We start from the raw sequence: 15,399 nt of genomic DNA, 5'->3' as shown, positions 1-15,399 counted from the left end.
ATATGGAACTCTTCGAACATCTCTCACTGGGTTTCGGCGTGGCTTTCACGCCGATCAACCTGCTCTACGCCTTCATCGGCTGTCTGCTGGGCACGCTGATCGGCGTGCTGCCGGGCATCGGCCCGGTCGCGACCATCGCGATGCTGCTGCCCGCCACCTACGCGCTGCCGCCGGTGTCGGCCCTGATCATGCTGGCCGGCATCTACTACGGCGCGCAGTACGGCGGCTCCACCACCGCCATCCTGGTGAACCTGCCGGGCGAATCGTCCTCGGTGGTGACGGTGATCGACGGCTACCAGATGGCGCGGCGCGGCCGGGCGGGTCCCGCGCTGGCGGCGGCCGGCCTGGGCTCGTTCTTCGCCGGCTGCGTCGGCACGCTGATCCTGGCGGCGTTCGCGCCTCCGCTGACCGAACTGGCGTTCAAGTTCGGCCCTGCCGAGTACTTCTCGCTGATGACCCTGGGCCTGATCGGCGCGGTGGTGCTGGCATCCGGTTCGCTGCTGAAGGCCGTGTCGATGATCGTGCTGGGCCTGCTGCTGGGCCTGGTCGGTACCGACGTCAACTCCGGCGTTGCACGCTACAGCTTCGACATCCCCGAACTGACCGACGGCATCGGCTTCGTGGCCATCGCCATGGGCGTGTTCGGCTACGGCGAAATCATCGCCAACCTGGCGCACCCCGAAGACGAGCGCGAGGTGTTCACCGCCAAGGTGCACGGACTGATGCCGACGAAGGAAGACTTCAAGCGCATGGTGCCCGCGGTGCTGCGCGGCACGGCGATCGGCTCGGCGCTGGGCATCCTGCCCGGCGGCGGCGCGCTGCTGGCGGCCTTCGCGGCCTACACCATCGAGAAGAAGACCAAGCTCCAGCCCGGCGAAGTGCCGTTCGGCCAGGGCAACATCCGCGGCGTGGCGTCTCCCGAGTCGGCCAACAACGCCGGTTCGCAGACCTCTTTCATCCCGCTGCTGACGCTGGGCATTCCGCCCAACGCGGTGATGGCGCTGATGGTGGGCGCGATGACGATCCACAACATCCAGCCCGGCCCGCAGGTGATGACCAGCAACCCCGAGCTGTTCTGGGGCCTGATCGCCTCGATGTGGATCGGCAACGCGATGCTGATCATCCTGAACCTGCCGCTGATCGGCCTATGGATCAAGCTGCTGTCGGTGCCGTACAAGTACCTGTTCCCCTCGATCGTGCTGTTCTGCGCGGTGGGTGTCTACACCACAAACAACAACACCTTCGACGTGTGGATGGTGGGCGCGTTCGGCGTCGTCGGCTACATCTTCCACAAGCTGGGCTGCGAACCCGCACCGCTGCTGCTGGGCTTCATCCTGGGCCCGATGATGGAAGAGAACCTGCGCCGTGCGCTGTTGCTCTCCCGCGGCGACTGGAGCGTGTTCGTCACCCGTCCGATCTCTGCCGGTCTGCTGGCGGCCGCCGTGCTGCTGCTGGTGATCGTGCTGCTGCCTGCGGTGAAGGCGAAGCGGGAAGAGGCCTTCGTCGAGGAGTGACCTGCCTGCGGAACTGCCTCGACAGGCAGTTCCACTTAATCCCTCGAATGCCAGCCGGCTCACCCCGGCTGGCATTTTTCATGGTGGATGCCACTGCCGCCCATGGTTGATCGGCTGTTCCTGCAGACGCGATATGCAGCGAGCGGGCATGGCCAATAGTTTTTCAACACGCGACGTGTAGTAATAAAAACACGTCGTGTGCATGCCAACTAAATTACATAAGTTACCTATTGATAAGATTTGACGCGCTTTCGGTACACTCGCTTACATGTATTCGCGTCCTGATCTCTGTTCGTTTGCCACCTTTTTTACAGGGGCGCGTCTTTGCCGCCGCAGATCGAACGGTTCCCGCGGCTTCACCCTGATCGAGTTGATGGTCGTGGTGGCGATCATCGGCATCCTCGCCGCGGTGGCGGTGCCCTCGTACCAGAACTATGTCCGGCGCGGGCAGCTGCAGGAGGCGTTCACACAGCTGTCCAGCTACCGCGTGCGGATGGAGCAGTACTACCAGGACGCCAAGAACTACGGCAACAGCGGCACGGCGTGCGCGAACGACCCGTCGGCCAGCAGCTGGAACGGATTCACTCCCGCCGAGGCCAAGTACTTCGGCTACGGGTGCACCGCCCAGGCGCCCAACGCCCAATCCTTCGTCGTCACCGCGACCGGCAGTTCCGGCCTGACGACCGGCTACGTCTACACCATCGACCAGGCCGGCAACAAGGCGACGACCAAGTTCAAGGGCGCGGTCGTGTCCCAGCCCTGCTGGCTTTCGCAGTCGAGCACCTGCTGAGCCGCGCCATGAAGAACCGTGGTTTCTCGCTGGTCGAGCTGATGGTGGTGCTGGCGCTGTTCGCGCTGCTGATGCTGGCGGTCGCCCCCAGCGTCAGCGCGTGGCTGGTCAACCTCCGCATCCGCAATGCGGCCGACAGCCTGCTGAACGGCCTGCAGACCGCCCGCAACGAGGCCATCCGGCGCAACAGGACGGTCGGCTTCTGGCTGGTGTCCGCGTCCACCCCGGCGGTGCTGGCCAATACCTGCACCTTGTCGTCCACCAGCGCTTCCTGGGTGGTGAGCGGCAGCGACCCGACCGGCGCCTGTGCCTCTGCACCTTCCACCACCACGGCACCGCTGCTGGTGGCGTCGCATCCGGTGGGCGATGGCAGCGCGGGCAGCATCGCAGTTTCGGCGGTGCTGGCAGACGGCAGTTCCGCCGCCGCGTCGGTCCGCTTCAACGGTTTCGGCCAGCCGGTCGCCGAGACGGCCACCGGCGCCGCTGCCGCCACCGCGCCCATCGGCCGCATCGACATCCAGAACGCATCCAACCCCGGCAATTTCCGCAGCCTGCGAATCGTGCTGGCGGGCAGCGGTGCGATCCGGCTGTGCGATCCGGCGCCTACCGTCGCGGCGTCGGACCCGCGCTACTGCTGAGCTTCGGACCATGCGATCTCCTTTTTTTCCGCAGCGCGCCTGTCGCCCGAAGCAGTGCGGCTTCTCCTTGCTGGAGGCGCTCGTCGCCATGCTGATACTGGCCGTCGGCATCCTGGGCCTGGTCGGATTGCAGACCACGATGACGCGCGCCCAGAGCACCGCTAAATTCCGGGCTGATGCGGTATCGATCGCCAGCGGCATGTCGGGCGCGATGTGGACCGACGTGGCCAACCTGTCGCGCTACGCCACCGGCAGCTGCAGCAGCTACGCGCCGTGCAAGGACTGGAACACCAAGGCGGCCGCGCTGCTGCCCGGAGGCACCGTCGCCGCGACGGTGGACGGCGCCAGCGGCAGCGTCAACATCACCGTGGGGTGGACCACGCCGGGGGAGTCGCACCAGTACACGCTCGCCACCACCATCGTCGCCAAGGACAGGGCCTGACCATGCGCGCGGCACCACAACACGGCATGACGCTGATCGAACTGATGGTGGGCATGTCGGTCGGCCTGCTGACGACGCTGGCCATCACCCAGGTGATGGCGCTGGCCGAGGGGCAGCGTCGCTCCGCCGTGACCGGGTCGGCCGCGCAGGTCGACGGCGCGGTGGCGATGTACGCGCTGCAGCGCGACGTGCAGATGGCCGGCTACGGCGTGGTCAACAACCCGGCGGCGCTGGGCTGCCCGGTGCGGGCGCAGTTCGGCACCACGGCCGCCCGGCAGTTTCCGCTGGTTCCCGTGCTGATCCAGGACGGCGGGGCCGACGGCACGTCCGATTCGATCGCCGTGCTGGCGGGCAGCAAGGGCGGGGCGTCGGTCCCGTTGATGGTGGCCGAGAACCACGGGCAGACCGCCACCAACTTCGTGGTGCGCTCGGCCTTCTCGGTGGCGGCGGGCGACCTGCTCGTGGCCGTGCCCGCCACCTGGGACGCCACCGCGAACCGCTGCACCCTGTTCGCCGCCACCGGTGTGAACCTCAGGAGCGTCGTGCACGCCGGGGTGGTGTCGTGGAACGCCGCGCAAGGCAGCCTGTTTCCGGCAGCGGGCTACCCGGCCCAGAGCTACCTGGTCAACCTCGGCAGCATGGTCTACCGCACCTATTCGGTGAAGGCCGACGGGTCGGCGCTGCAGACCAACCAGCTGTCGGCCGCCACCGGCCAGACGAGCCTGCAATCGGCCCATGCCCACATCGTCAACCTGCAGGCGCTCTACGGCATTGACACGAACGCCGACGGCGTGGTGGACGCCTACAGCGCGGTGTCCCCCACCACCGCCGCCGGTTGGCAGCAGGTGGCGAGCCTGCGCATCGCCGTCGCCGCCCGCAGCACGCAGTACGAAAAGGAGGCCGTCACCGCCAGCCAGCCCACCTGGAGCGTCCGGCTGACCGCGACCGCCGACGAGCCGACCGCGCTCACCCTTAAGGTCGATCATCTGGCCGACTGGCAGCACTACCGGTACAAGGTCTACGAGACCGTGGTGCCGCTGCGCAACATGCTGTGGAACTCATGAAGACGCATCCATCGTCGCAGCGCGGCCTCGCGCTGCTGTACGCATTGCTGGCGATGGCCGCGCTGTCGCTGGCCGCGGTTGCGCTGGTGCAGTCGATCGGCGGCGGCGCCGCGGTGATCGGCAACCTGGGCTTCAAGCAGGACGCGACCGCCGCCGCCGATTCCATCACCCAGCAGGCCATTGCCGCGCTCTACGACCGGCTACGGGCCAATGCCAACGGCCTGGATGTCGACATCCCGGCGGCAGGCTACTACGCCAGCGCCAACGATTTGGTCGACGTCACCGGTGGCCAGCTCGGTGGATTCGCGCGATCGCTGGTGAGTTGGCAGAACGCCTGCAACAACCTGGCGGGCAACTGCGTCTACACGCCATTCGCACCCGGCGGTGCGGTCAATGGCAACACGGGCAAGTACGTGGTCTTCCGGATGTGCGACGCCGCCGGCGATCCGTCGAGCAACAGCACGATCCAGTGCGCAGCGCCGCTGACGGCCGCATCGTCCAGCGGGATGTACCGGGGCGCGGTCGGCGTGGGCGCGGGCAGCAGCCTGCGCATCCCCGACGCTTCGGCTTCGCCCTACTACCGCATCGTGGTGCGGGTGGCGGGGGCGCGCGACACGGTGAGCTTCACCGAGACGATCGTGCATTTCTGACATCCGACCCCCTCGCGCGAGGCAGCCATGCGATTCTTTCTTCGACTCCCCCCTGTCCTGCACATCGGCCGCCCGGCGCTTTGCCTGGGGGCGGCATGCGCCGGCTTCGCCGCATCAGCCTGGTCCACCGACATCGCGCCGGTGCCGGTGATCACCTTGCGGACCGTGTCGGCCAAGCCCAACCTGATGTTCATCCTGGACAGTTCCGGCAGCATGGCCTGGGATTTCATGCCGGACGACATGGGGTATCCGGACAGGTACTACGGCCGTGTGTCGATGACGGACCGCATCGGATTCTGGTCGTCCCAGTGCAACGGCGTGGCCTACGACCCGGACTATGCGTACACGCCGCCGGTGAAGGCGGATGGAAGCACCTACGGCAATGCATCCTTCACCGCGGCCTGGAACGACGGATATGCCGGTGGCGCCGGCGCCAGCCTCGCAGGCCAGTACTACTACATCTACAAAAGCACCTCCCCGCAGCCACGCATGGGCTGGACGTACAACCGTAGCAGCGGCGCCGTCGTCCAGACCACCACCTTCTACAAGGAATGCACGAGCCGGTTCGACGAGGCGCCCGGCAACGCCGTGTTCAGCAGGGTCAGTGTCGACAGCCTCAACGCGGCCCAGAAGCAGAACTATGCCAACTGGTATTCGTTCTACAGGAAGCGGTACCTGCTGATGCGCACCGCGGTCGGCAAGGCATTCGCATCGCTCGACTCCGGGTACCGCGTCGGATTCAGCACCATCAAGGACAGGGGTGTGGTCGACGGGCAGAACTACTTTCAGGACGTCAAGGACTTCGATGCCGGCCAGCGGGCGGATTTCTACAGCAGCCTGTACAGCTCGACGCCCGGCGACGGTACGCCCTTGCGCGCCGCCCTGTCGAAGGTCGGCCGCTATTTCGCCAAGACTGCTCCCAACCAGGCGTACGACCCTGTGCAGTACTCCTGCCAACGCAACTTCGCGCTGCTGTCGACCGACGGCTACTGGAACGGCGACGCCGGGTACAAGCTCGACGGCACCGCCGTCGGCAACCAAGACAAGAAATCCGTCGTGCCGCGCCCGATCAGCGAAGGCGCGACCGAAAGTTCGGACACGCTCGCCGATGTGGCGCAGTACTACTACGCCACCGACCTCCGGTCGGCCGCGCTCGGCAACTGCATCTCCACCTCCTCGGGCGCCAGCCGGGACGTGTGTGCCGACAACGTGCCGCCTTCGACGCGCGATCCCAACACGCAGCAGCACATGTCCACCTTCACCGTCGGCCTCGGCGTGGGGGGCTCTCTCGCCTACGACCCGGACTACCTGACGCAATCCGCCGGCTCCTACGCATCGATCGTCCAGGGATCGCTGGATTGGCCCACGCCCACCCCCGGCGGCGACAACGCCCTCACCGTCGACGACCTGTGGCACACGGCGGTCAACGGCCGCGGCCAGTATTACTCGGCACGCAGCGCCAGCGCGCTCGGCGCGGCGATCAGCGGCATCGTCACGTCGGTGCAGGAGATCACCGGTGCCGGTGCATCGGCCGCCACCACCAGCATGCAACTGGTGGGCGGCAGCGGCAACCAGCTCTTCCAGAGCAGCTACCGGACGGTGTCGTGGACCGGCGACGTGCAGGCCTTCGCGCTCGACGGCTCGAGCGGCGACGCTGCCGGCGTGGCGCAGTGGTCGGCGCAGAACGTCCTGGCCGGCACGCAGCCGTCCAGCCGCAGGATCTACTACCGCAGGCCCGGCAGCTCTGCCCCGTTGCGCCCATTCACCTTCGCCAATCTGGACGGCGACGGCCTGGGTGCCTACTTCTCGAAGTTCTGCAGCCAAGCGACGGTGCCCTCGCAATGTGCCGGCCTCTCCGCGGACAACCAGACGCTGGCCAACACCGGCGGCAACCTGGTCGATTACCTGCGCGGCGTGCGCACCCAGGAAGCCAGCAACACCGCGCAGCCGCTCTACCGCACCCGCACCGCCGTGCTGGGCGACATCATCGGCGGCGCCCCGGTCTACATGGCCGCACCCCCGTTCGCCTATGCGGATGCCGGCTACACCGCCTTCAAGTCGGCGAACGCGTCGCGCAAGGGCGTGGTCTACGCGCCGGCCAACGACGGGATGCTGCATGCCTTCGAGGCCTCCAGCGGTCGGGAACTGTGGGCCTACGTCCCGACGGCCGTCATGCCGCGGCTCTACCGGCTGGCCGATGCGGCCTACGGCACCAGCCACCAGTACTCGGTCGACGGCGCGCCGGTGATCGGCGACGTCTACCTGGGCGGCGCCTGGAAGACGATCCTGGTGGCCGGCCTGAACGCCGGCGGCAAGGCCTACTACGCGCTGGACATCACCGATCCCGACAACCCCGCATCGCTGTGGGAGTTCACCGATGCCAACCTGGGCCTGAGCTTCGGCAATCCGGTGATCACCAAGCGTGCCGACGGCACCTGGGTGGTGGCCTTCGCCTCGGGCTACAACAACACCGGCGGCGGCGACGGCCGCGGGCATCTGTTCATGGTCGATGCCGCCAGCGGCGCCAAGCTGCTGGACATTTCCACCACCGCCGGATCGGCCGGCGATCCCAGCGGCCTGGCCCGGCTCAACGCCTGGGTGGACGACGTCGCCGACAACACCGCCAAGCGCTTCTACGGCGGCGACCTGTTCGGCAATCTGTGGCGCTTCGACACCGACAGCCTGGCGAGGCCGTTCCAGTCGGCGCTGAAGCTGGCGGAATTCCGCTCCGCCAGCGGCGCGGTGCAGCCGGTCACGACGCAGCCGGTGACGGCGCTGGTCTCCTCGGCGTACCCGGTGGTGGCGGTGGGCACCGGCCGCTACCTGGGCACCAGCGACATCACCGACGCCACGACGCAGTCGATCTACGTGGTGAAGGATCCGCTGGTGGACCAGGCCTGGGGCACCGTCCGCACCGCTGCGACCGCCAACCGGATGGTGCAGCAGACGATCACCGCCGGGACGACGACCGCGACCGTCACCTCCAACGCGGTGAACTGGGGCACGCACAACGGCTGGTGGGTCGACCTGCCCACCACCGGCGAGCGCATCGCGACCGACATGGTGCTGCAGTCGGGCAAGCTGGTCGCGGCATCGGCGATTCCCAGCGGCGATGCCTGCACCTCGGGCGGCGCATCGTGGCTCTACCAGTTCAACTTCACCACCGGCTCGTCGGCGGCGGTGGTCGGCCAGCAGCTCAGCACCACGGCCCTCGCGGTCGGACTGGCGCCGGTGCGGCGCAGCAACGGATCGGTGCGGGTGATCGTGACCGACAGCCAGGGCCGGCGCACCAGCCAGGAACTGCAGGGCACCGCGACCGGCATCGGCACGCCCCGCCGCAGCTCCTGGCGCGAACTCGTCGACTGAGCGGGAGCCCTTCTGCGCCCATGCGTGAGAATCGATGCCACCCGACCGGCACCTGCCGGTCCCCCGCCCGGACGGGCGGGGTTCAACATCGACGACACACGAGGACGGTTATGGATCTGGGACTCAAGGGCAAATGGGCGTTGGTCTGCGGCGCGAGCAAGGGATTGGGGCGCGGATGCGCCGAGGCGCTGGTGGCCGAAGGCGTGCATGTGCTGATCGTCGCCCGCGGCGCTGAGGCGCTTGAAGCGACCGCGGCCGAACTGCGCCAAGGCGCGGCGCAGCAGCACGGCAGCACCGTGGAGGCCCTGGCCGCCGACATCACCACGCCCGAGGGCCGCGCGGCGGTCTTCGCCGCACGGCGCGATTTCGACATCGTCGTCACCAATGCCGGCGGCCCGCCACCCGGCGATTTCCGCGAATGGGACCGCGAGGCCTGGCTGAAGGCGATCGACGCCAACATGCTCACGCCGATCGAACTGATTAAGGCGACGGTCGACGGCATGGCCGAGCGCGGCTTCGGGCGCATCGTCAACATCACCTCCGGCGCGGTGAAGGCGCCGATCGACGTGCTGGGCCTGTCCAACGGTGCCCGCAGCGGCCTGACCGGCTTCGTGGCCGGCGTGGCGCGCAGCGGCATCGCGGGCCGCGGCGTCACCGTCAACAACCTGCTGCCGGGCGCCTTCGATACCGACCGCCTGCGCGTCACCATGGCCGCGGGAGCCAAGAAGACCGGCGTGGATCCGGACACGGTGGCCGACAAGCGCCGCAAGACGATTCCGGCGCAGCGCTTCGGCACGCCGGCCGAGTTCGGTGCGATCTGCGCCTTCCTGTGCAGCACCCACGCCGGCTACATCACCGGCCAGAACGTGCTGGCCGACGGCGGCGCCTACCCGGGCACCTTCTGATCAGGCCTCCGGCGCCGCCACGGCGGTGCGCCGGGCGGATGCCAGCACGATGCCGCCCACCAGCAGTGCGAAGGCCAGCGCGTGGTAGAGGTGCGGCGGCTCGCCCAGGAAGGCGGCCGACAGCAACGCCGCGAAGAGCGGCGTCAGGTTGACGAAGAACGAGGCGACGCTCGGCCCCACCCGGCCGATGGCCGCGCCGAAGCAGCGGTAGGCGACGATCGACGGGCCCACCGCCACGAAGAGCAGCGCCGCCGCCAGGGGCCAGCCCCAGTGGATCCGCGGCGAGGCGAAGGTCCATTCCGCCGCGGTGAACAGCCCGGCCCATGCGGAGCCGAAGGCCACCTGCGTCAGCAGGAAGGCCGACCAGTCGGCCCGCAGCGTGGCGCTTTCGCGGGGCCGCACCAGCATCCAGCTGTAGAAGGCCCAGAGCACGGTCGCCAGCAGCATGAACACATCGCCCGGCCGCAGCCGCAGCGCCAGCAATTGCTGCCATTCGCCGCGGCACAGCACCACCAGCACCCCGCAGATCGACAGCAACGCGCCCAGCACCTGCGACCGCTGCACCTTGGCGCCGAAGAACAGCGTGCCCACCACCATCATCCAGACCGGCATGCTGGAGCCGACCAGGGTGGTGTTGATCGGCTCGGAGGTCTGCAGCGCCAGGTACTGCAGCGCGTTGTAGCAGCCGATGCCCAGCAGCCCCATCACGGCGAAGCGCCGCCACAGGGGCCAGATCTCGGAACCCGGCCGCAGCACGTGGCCGGCCAGCGGCAGCAGCAGCACCAGGGCGATCGCCCAGCGCAGGAAGTTGAAGGTCATCGGCGGCACCAGCGCATGCACCAGCCGGCCGGTCACCGCGTTGCCGGCCCACAGGATGGGCGGTACCAGCAGCAGGAGGATGGTCGACGGTGTCATGCGCGCATTCATCCGGGCGAATGTACCAAGCGCCGACCGGGACGCGACCACCCCGCGCCGGACGGGGGCCGCCGCGGGCGCGCCGAGCGGCCGGCGGGGAAGCGTGGCACGATGCCCCGCGTCGCATGCCGCGCCGAACCCTCGCAGGAGACACACCATGAGCAAAGCCGTTCGCATCGACCGCCACGGCGGTCCTGAAGAAATGAAGATCGTCGACGTCCAGGTCGGCGCGCCCGGCCCGGGCGAGATCCGCATCCGCCACAAGGCGGTGGGCCTCAACTTCATCGACGTCTACCAGCGCACCGGGCTCTACCCGTTCGCGATGCCGCTGCAGCTGGGCATGGAGGCCGCCGGCATCGTCGAGGCGGTGGGAGAGGGCGTGACGCACCTGGCCCCGGGCGACCGTGCGGCCTACGCCAGCGCCCCGCCCGGCAGCTACAGCGAAGAGCGGGTGATGCCCGGCCGCAACGTCTGCAAGCTGCCCGACGCGATCGATTTCGAGACCGGCGCCGCGATGATGCTCAAGGGCCTCACCGCGCAGTACCTGCTGAAGAAGACGCTGCCGGTCGAGGGCCTGCGGCCCGGCGACCACGTGCTGTTCCACGCGGCCGCCGGCGGCGTCGGGCTGATCGCCTGCCAGTGGGCGCGGGTGCTGGGCCTGCAGCTGATCGCCACCGCCGGCTCCGACGAGAAGTGCGCCCTGGCGCTCGAGAACGGCGCCGCCCACGCGATCAACTACCGCACCGAGGATTTCGCCGCACGGGTCAAGGAGATCACCGCAGGCCGCGGGGTGAAGGTGGTCTACGACTCGGTCGGCAAGGACACCTGGGAGAAGTCGCTCGACTGCCTGCGGCCCTTCGGCCTGATGGCCAGCTTCGGCAACGCCTCGGGGCCGGCACCGGCTTTCGCGCCCGGCATGCTGGGCGCCAAGGGCTCGCTCTACGTCACCCGCCAGACGCTGTTCACCCACATCGCCACCCGCGAATCGACCCAGGCGATGGCCGACGAACTGTTCGAGGTCGTGGCCTCCGGCCAGGTCAGGATCCATATCGCCCAGCGCTATCCGCTGGAGGACGTGCAGCAGGCTCACCGCGACCTGGAAGCCCGCAAGACCACCGGCTGCTCGATCCTGACGCTCTGACGCTCTGACGGTATCGGCCGGTGGCGCTGATTGCGCCCCGGCTACGGCCGGTCGCCCGCCAGCGGCGACGGCAGGCCTTGCGCGGTGGTGCGTACTCGCTCCCACACCCCCTGCACCAGCGGCGGCAGGCTGCGGCCCCGCCGGTGTACCAGCATGATCTGCCGGTCGACCTGCGGCGCCAGCAGGCGGGCGGTGAGGCCCTGCGGCATGCGGGGCGGCAAGGCCAGGCCCGGCAGTACGCTGATGCCGATGCCCGCCTCGACCATCCGGAAGATGGTCGTCGGATGGCCCAGCTGCTGCACCACGCGCGCCTGCACGCCGAAGCGCAGCAGCGCCTCGTCGATCAGCCGCCGGCTGCCCGAGGCGTGGTCGAGCAGCACCAGGTCGCGGCCGGCCAGCGCGGTCCACGGTACCGGGCCGCTGGCAGAGGCCAGCGCATGGGCGGCGGGCAGCACCAGGCAGAACGGCTCCTGGAGGATCGGCTCGCAGTGCAGCGCGTCCTGCGCGGCCGGGTCGATCACCACGCCGAAATCGACCTCGCCGGCGAGCACGCTGTCGAGCACCTGCTGCTGGACCCGGTCGAGCAGCACGATCTCCAGCTCCGGCGTGTCGCGGGCGCAGGCGGCGATGCAGGCCGGCATCAGGCTGGCCGACAGCGTCGGGCTGCTGCCGACCCGCACCCGGCCGCGCCGCAGCTGGGCCATGCCGCGCACATCGAGCAGGGCGGCCTCCAGGTCCTCGAGCACCCGCTCCAGGTGGCTGTGCAGCCGCCTGCCGGCATCGGTCAGGGCCACCTCGCGGGTGGTGCGGTCGAGAAGCCGCAGTCCGAGGGACTGCTCCAGCTCGCCGATGGCGCGGCTCACCGCGGGCTGGGTGATGCCGATGCGCTCGCCGGCCTTGCTGAAGTTGCCGGTCTCGGCCACGGCCAGGAACACCTTGAACTGGCGCAGACTGATATTCATTAGCCGAAATCATATATTCATCAAATAAATCCATTTGTGTTTTGAATCGCAGGCGTGTGCAATCGCAGCTTCCCGATTCCGCCACGCCTTGCGCCGCCGACCCCATGAGCCGATCCCGCTTCCTGCCCGACAACTTCACCCTCTCCCTGCTGGCCACCGTGGCGCTGGCCAGCCTGCTGCCGGCCTCCGGTTCGGTGGCCCGGGCGTTCGAATGGGTCACCACCGGCGCGATCGCGCTGCTGTTCTTCCTGCACGGCGCCAAGCTCTCGCGCGAGGCGGTGGTGGCGGGGCTGATGCACTGGCGGCTGCACCTGGTGGTGGTGGGCACCACCTTCGTCCTGTTCCCGGCGCTGGGCCTGCTGCTCAAGCCGCTGCTGCTCCCGCTGGTGACGCCGGCGCTCTACACCGGCGTGCTCTACATCTGCGTGCTGCCGGCCACCGTGCAGTCGGCGATCGCGCTCACCGCGCTGGCGCGGGGCAACATGCCGGCCGCCATCTGCAGCGCCTCGGCCTCGACGATGCTGGGCGTGCTGATCACGCCGCTGCTGGTCAACCTGATCGTGCAGCCCGGCGGCGATGCGCACCAGTCGTTCGACGCGGTCGGTCGCATCGTGCTGCAGCTGATGGTGCCGTTCATCGTCGGCCACCTGATGCGCCCGCTGCTGGCCAGCACGATGAAGCGCTGGGCGCCGGTGCTGCGGATGGTCGACCAGAGCTCGATCCTGCTGGTCGTCTACACCGCCTTCAGCGCCGCGGTGATCGAGGGCCTGTGGCGCCAGGTGCCGCTGCGCAGCCTGGCAGGCCTGCTGGTGGTCTGCGCGGTGCTGCTGGCGATCGTCCTGACCTTCACCACCTGGACGGCGCGCCGCCTGGGTTTCTCGAAGGAGGACGAGATCACCATCGTCTTCTGCGGCTCCAAGAAGAGCCTGGCCAGCGGCGTGCCGATGGCCAAGGTGCTGTTCGCCGCGCCGGCGGTCGGCGCCATCGTGCTGCCGCTGATGGTGTTCCATCAGATGCAGCTGATGGTCTGCGCGGTGCTGGCCCAGCGCTACGCGCGCCGCCCCGACGCGCAGCCCCCGGCCGCGTTGGCGACGCCGGGCATGGGGCCGGTGCCGGTGCCGGTCGTCGTGCCGCCCGTGCCGGCCGGCCGGGTGGTGCAGGCGACCGAGGGCGCCGCAGCCGGAAATATCGACAAAAGAGGGCTGTAGCCGGCGCCGCACGCCGGCCTCTAGCTATAGATACGATAGCAGCATGCTGCGACGTGCGGCCGGCACCGCCGTCACGCAGGCGGCACCGGATCGCGCAGCCGGTTCGGCGCCAGCACCCCGGCCGAGTCCAGGATCGGGTAGGCGATCGAGCAGATGTGGGAGTTGATCCGCTTCAGGTCGCTGATCAGGTCGATGTGCAGCGAGCTGGTCTCGATGCTCTGCACCGTGTTGTCGGAGAGCCGGCCCAGGTGGGTGGTGGCGTAGGCCCGCTCCAGGTCGCGGAACAGGGCCTTCTGCTCCAGCAGCTTCTGCGCGTCGCGCACGTTGCCGTTCAGGAACACGCTCATGCCGAGCCGCAGGTTGTCGATCAGCCGCTGGTGCAGCTCCGCGATCTCGGCCATGCCGGCGGCCGAGAAGTTGCGGCCCTTCTTGATCTTCTTGTCCTCGATGTCCTGCAGCACCCGCTCGATGATGTCGCCGATCTGCTCCATGTTGATGGTGAAGCTGATGATGTCGGTCCAGCGGCGGCCTTCCTCCTCGCCCAGCGCCTCGCGGGAGATCTTGGTCAGGTAGTACTTGATCGACGAATACAGCTCGTCGACCGTGTCGTCCATCTTGCGCAGCTGCTCGGCACGCTGCAGGTCGTTCTTGCGGATCACGTCGAGCACGCCGATCAGCATCGTCTCGACCAGGTCGGCCTGGTGCAGCGCCTCGCGTGCGGCGCAGGACATCGCCAAACTGGGGGTGGAGAGGGCCGACGGGTCCAGGTGGTGCAGCCGCTGGTGGCCGTCGCCGGCCTTGGGCGCCGGCAGCATCCACTGCACCAGGCGCGCCACCCGGTTGGTCAGGCCGATGAAGCCGATGCTCACCACGATGTTGAACGCCAGGTGGAACATCACCACGCCGTAGGTGGCGTCGGGCAGGCGCGGCTGCACGTGGTGCAGCCAGAGGCCGATGAAGGGCGCCACCAGGGCCACGCCCATCAGCTTGAAGACCAGGTTGCCGACGGTCACCTGCCGCACTTCGGCCGGCGACTTGGCGGTGGTCAGCACGGCCAGGATGCCGCTGCCCAGGTTGGCGCCCAGCACCAGGCCGAGCGCCACGTCGAGCGGCACCACGGTGGAGCTGGCCATGGCCGCGATCAGCAGCACGATGGCCAGGCTGGAGTAGGCCACCACCGCCAGCACCGCGCCGAGCGCGATCTCCATCAGCACGTCGCTGGTCACCGAGACCAGCAGCGCGCGGATCGCGGGCGAGGCAAGCAGCGGCTCGGTCGCCTCGACCACCAGGCGCAGGGCCAGCAGCATCAGCCCCAGGCCGATCAGCACCCGGCCCACCCGGCCGGCGGTGCCCGCCTGGCGCGAGACGAACAGCACCACGCCGACGAAGATCATCAGCGGCGACAGCCACGACAGGTCGAACGAGAAGAACACCGACATCAGCGCGGTACCCACGTCGGCCCCGCGCATCACCGCCAGGGCCGAGGGCAGGGTGATCAGCCCCTGGCCGACGAAGGACGAGGTCATCAACGAGGTGGCGGTGCTCGACTGCACCAGCGCCGTCACGCCGATGCCCGAGAGGGCGGCGGTGAAGCGGTTGCCCACGCTGCGGGCCAGGATCTTGCGCAGGTTGGCGCCGAACACCCGCAGCACGCCGGTGCGTACCAGGTGGGTCCCCCAGACCAGCAGCGCCACGGCCGCGAGCAGATTCAACAGATGCTTCATGTACGAGCGCCCGGACGCGCATGTCTCCTTGCGACGCCGGACCCGCGGGGAACGAAGAATGTTGGCTTGCGGAACGTCGG

The 15,399-nt window shown here is 68.8% G+C and carries 13 protein-coding genes; 10 read left to right on the top strand and 3 right to left on the bottom strand.

Annotated elements, in window-relative coordinates:
* The first annotated feature begins 2 nt into the window (after nucleotides 1-2).
* From ASE76_RS03265 to ASE76_RS03230, 8 genes are all read left to right on the top strand, one after another.
* Complete coding sequence (locus tag ASE76_RS03265; protein ID WP_055834557.1) at nucleotides 3-1,514, top strand: tripartite tricarboxylate transporter permease; 1,512 nt, start codon at nucleotides 3-5, stop codon at nucleotides 1,512-1,514.
* Between the two features lie 268 nt (nucleotides 1,515-1,782).
* Complete coding sequence (locus tag ASE76_RS21080; protein ID WP_082447874.1) at nucleotides 1,783-2,304, top strand: prepilin-type N-terminal cleavage/methylation domain-containing protein; 522 nt, start codon at nucleotides 1,783-1,785, stop codon at nucleotides 2,302-2,304.
* Between the two features lie 8 nt (nucleotides 2,305-2,312).
* A complete protein-coding gene (locus tag ASE76_RS03255) occupies nucleotides 2,313-2,942 on the top strand; it encodes a GspH/FimT family pseudopilin (protein ID WP_055834550.1) in 630 nt (209 codons plus the stop codon).
* 10 nt (nucleotides 2,943-2,952) lie between these two features.
* On the top strand, nucleotides 2,953-3,384 hold the full coding sequence (locus tag ASE76_RS03250) for a prepilin-type N-terminal cleavage/methylation domain-containing protein (protein WP_055834547.1): 432 nt from the start codon (nucleotides 2,953-2,955) through the stop codon (nucleotides 3,382-3,384).
* 2 nt (nucleotides 3,385-3,386) lie between these two features.
* Nucleotides 3,387-4,448, top strand: coding sequence for a PilW family protein (locus ASE76_RS03245; protein WP_055834545.1), 1,062 nt, complete (start codon nucleotides 3,387-3,389; stop codon nucleotides 4,446-4,448).
* Nucleotides 4,445-5,098: a hypothetical protein gene (locus ASE76_RS03240; RefSeq protein WP_055834542.1), complete on the top strand. Its 654-nt coding sequence runs from the start codon at nucleotides 4,445-4,447 to the stop codon at nucleotides 5,096-5,098. Before ASE76_RS03245 ends, ASE76_RS03240 begins: the two co-directional genes overlap by 4 nt.
* 141 nt (nucleotides 5,099-5,239) lie before the next feature.
* On the top strand, nucleotides 5,240-8,464 hold the full coding sequence (locus ASE76_RS03235; protein WP_055834539.1) for a pilus assembly protein: 3,225 nt from the start codon (nucleotides 5,240-5,242) through the stop codon (nucleotides 8,462-8,464).
* Nucleotides 8,465-8,574: 110 nt separating this feature from the next.
* On the top strand, nucleotides 8,575-9,369 hold the full coding sequence (locus tag ASE76_RS03230) for an SDR family oxidoreductase (protein ID WP_055834536.1): 795 nt from the start codon (nucleotides 8,575-8,577) through the stop codon (nucleotides 9,367-9,369).
* Here the strand turns inward: ASE76_RS03230 and ASE76_RS03225 are convergent, their stop codons facing one another.
* Complete coding sequence (locus ASE76_RS03225) at nucleotides 9,370-10,296, bottom strand: DMT family transporter (RefSeq protein WP_055834534.1); 927 nt, start codon at nucleotides 10,294-10,296, stop codon at nucleotides 9,370-9,372.
* A gap of 145 nt (nucleotides 10,297-10,441) precedes the next feature.
* Here ASE76_RS03225 and ASE76_RS03220 point away from each other — a divergent pair, with 145 nt between their 5' ends.
* The gene (locus ASE76_RS03220) at nucleotides 10,442-11,425 is read left to right on the top strand and encodes a quinone oxidoreductase (RefSeq protein WP_055834529.1); all 984 of its coding nucleotides are present in this window, start codon (nucleotides 10,442-10,444) and stop codon (nucleotides 11,423-11,425) included.
* A gap of 41 nt (nucleotides 11,426-11,466) precedes the next feature.
* Here the strand turns inward: ASE76_RS03220 and ASE76_RS03215 are convergent, their stop codons facing one another.
* Nucleotides 11,467-12,387 carry a LysR family transcriptional regulator gene (locus ASE76_RS03215; protein ID WP_055834526.1) on the bottom strand — a complete coding sequence of 307 codons (921 nt, stop codon included), beginning with the start codon at nucleotides 12,385-12,387 and terminating at the stop codon, nucleotides 11,467-11,469.
* Nucleotides 12,388-12,491: 104 nt separating this feature from the next.
* On the opposite strand from ASE76_RS03215, the gene ASE76_RS03210 reads away from it, so the two are divergent.
* Nucleotides 12,492-13,595, top strand: coding sequence for a bile acid:sodium symporter family protein (locus tag ASE76_RS03210; RefSeq protein ID WP_082447872.1), 1,104 nt, complete (start codon nucleotides 12,492-12,494; stop codon nucleotides 13,593-13,595).
* Nucleotides 13,596-13,666: 71 nt separating this feature from the next.
* On the opposite strand, the gene ASE76_RS03205 is transcribed toward ASE76_RS03210, so the two are convergent.
* The gene (locus tag ASE76_RS03205; protein WP_055834523.1) at nucleotides 13,667-15,319 is read right to left on the bottom strand and encodes a Na/Pi cotransporter family protein; all 1,653 of its coding nucleotides are present in this window, start codon (nucleotides 15,317-15,319) and stop codon (nucleotides 13,667-13,669) included.
* Nucleotides 15,320-15,399 lie beyond the last annotated feature (80 nt).

The organism is Xylophilus sp. Leaf220, assembly GCF_001421705.1.
Taxonomy (GTDB): Bacteria; Pseudomonadota; Gammaproteobacteria; order Burkholderiales; family Burkholderiaceae_C; genus Xylophilus.
Note: the sequence above shows the minus strand (reverse complement) of the source record. Positions and strands in the feature narration are given on the sequence as shown.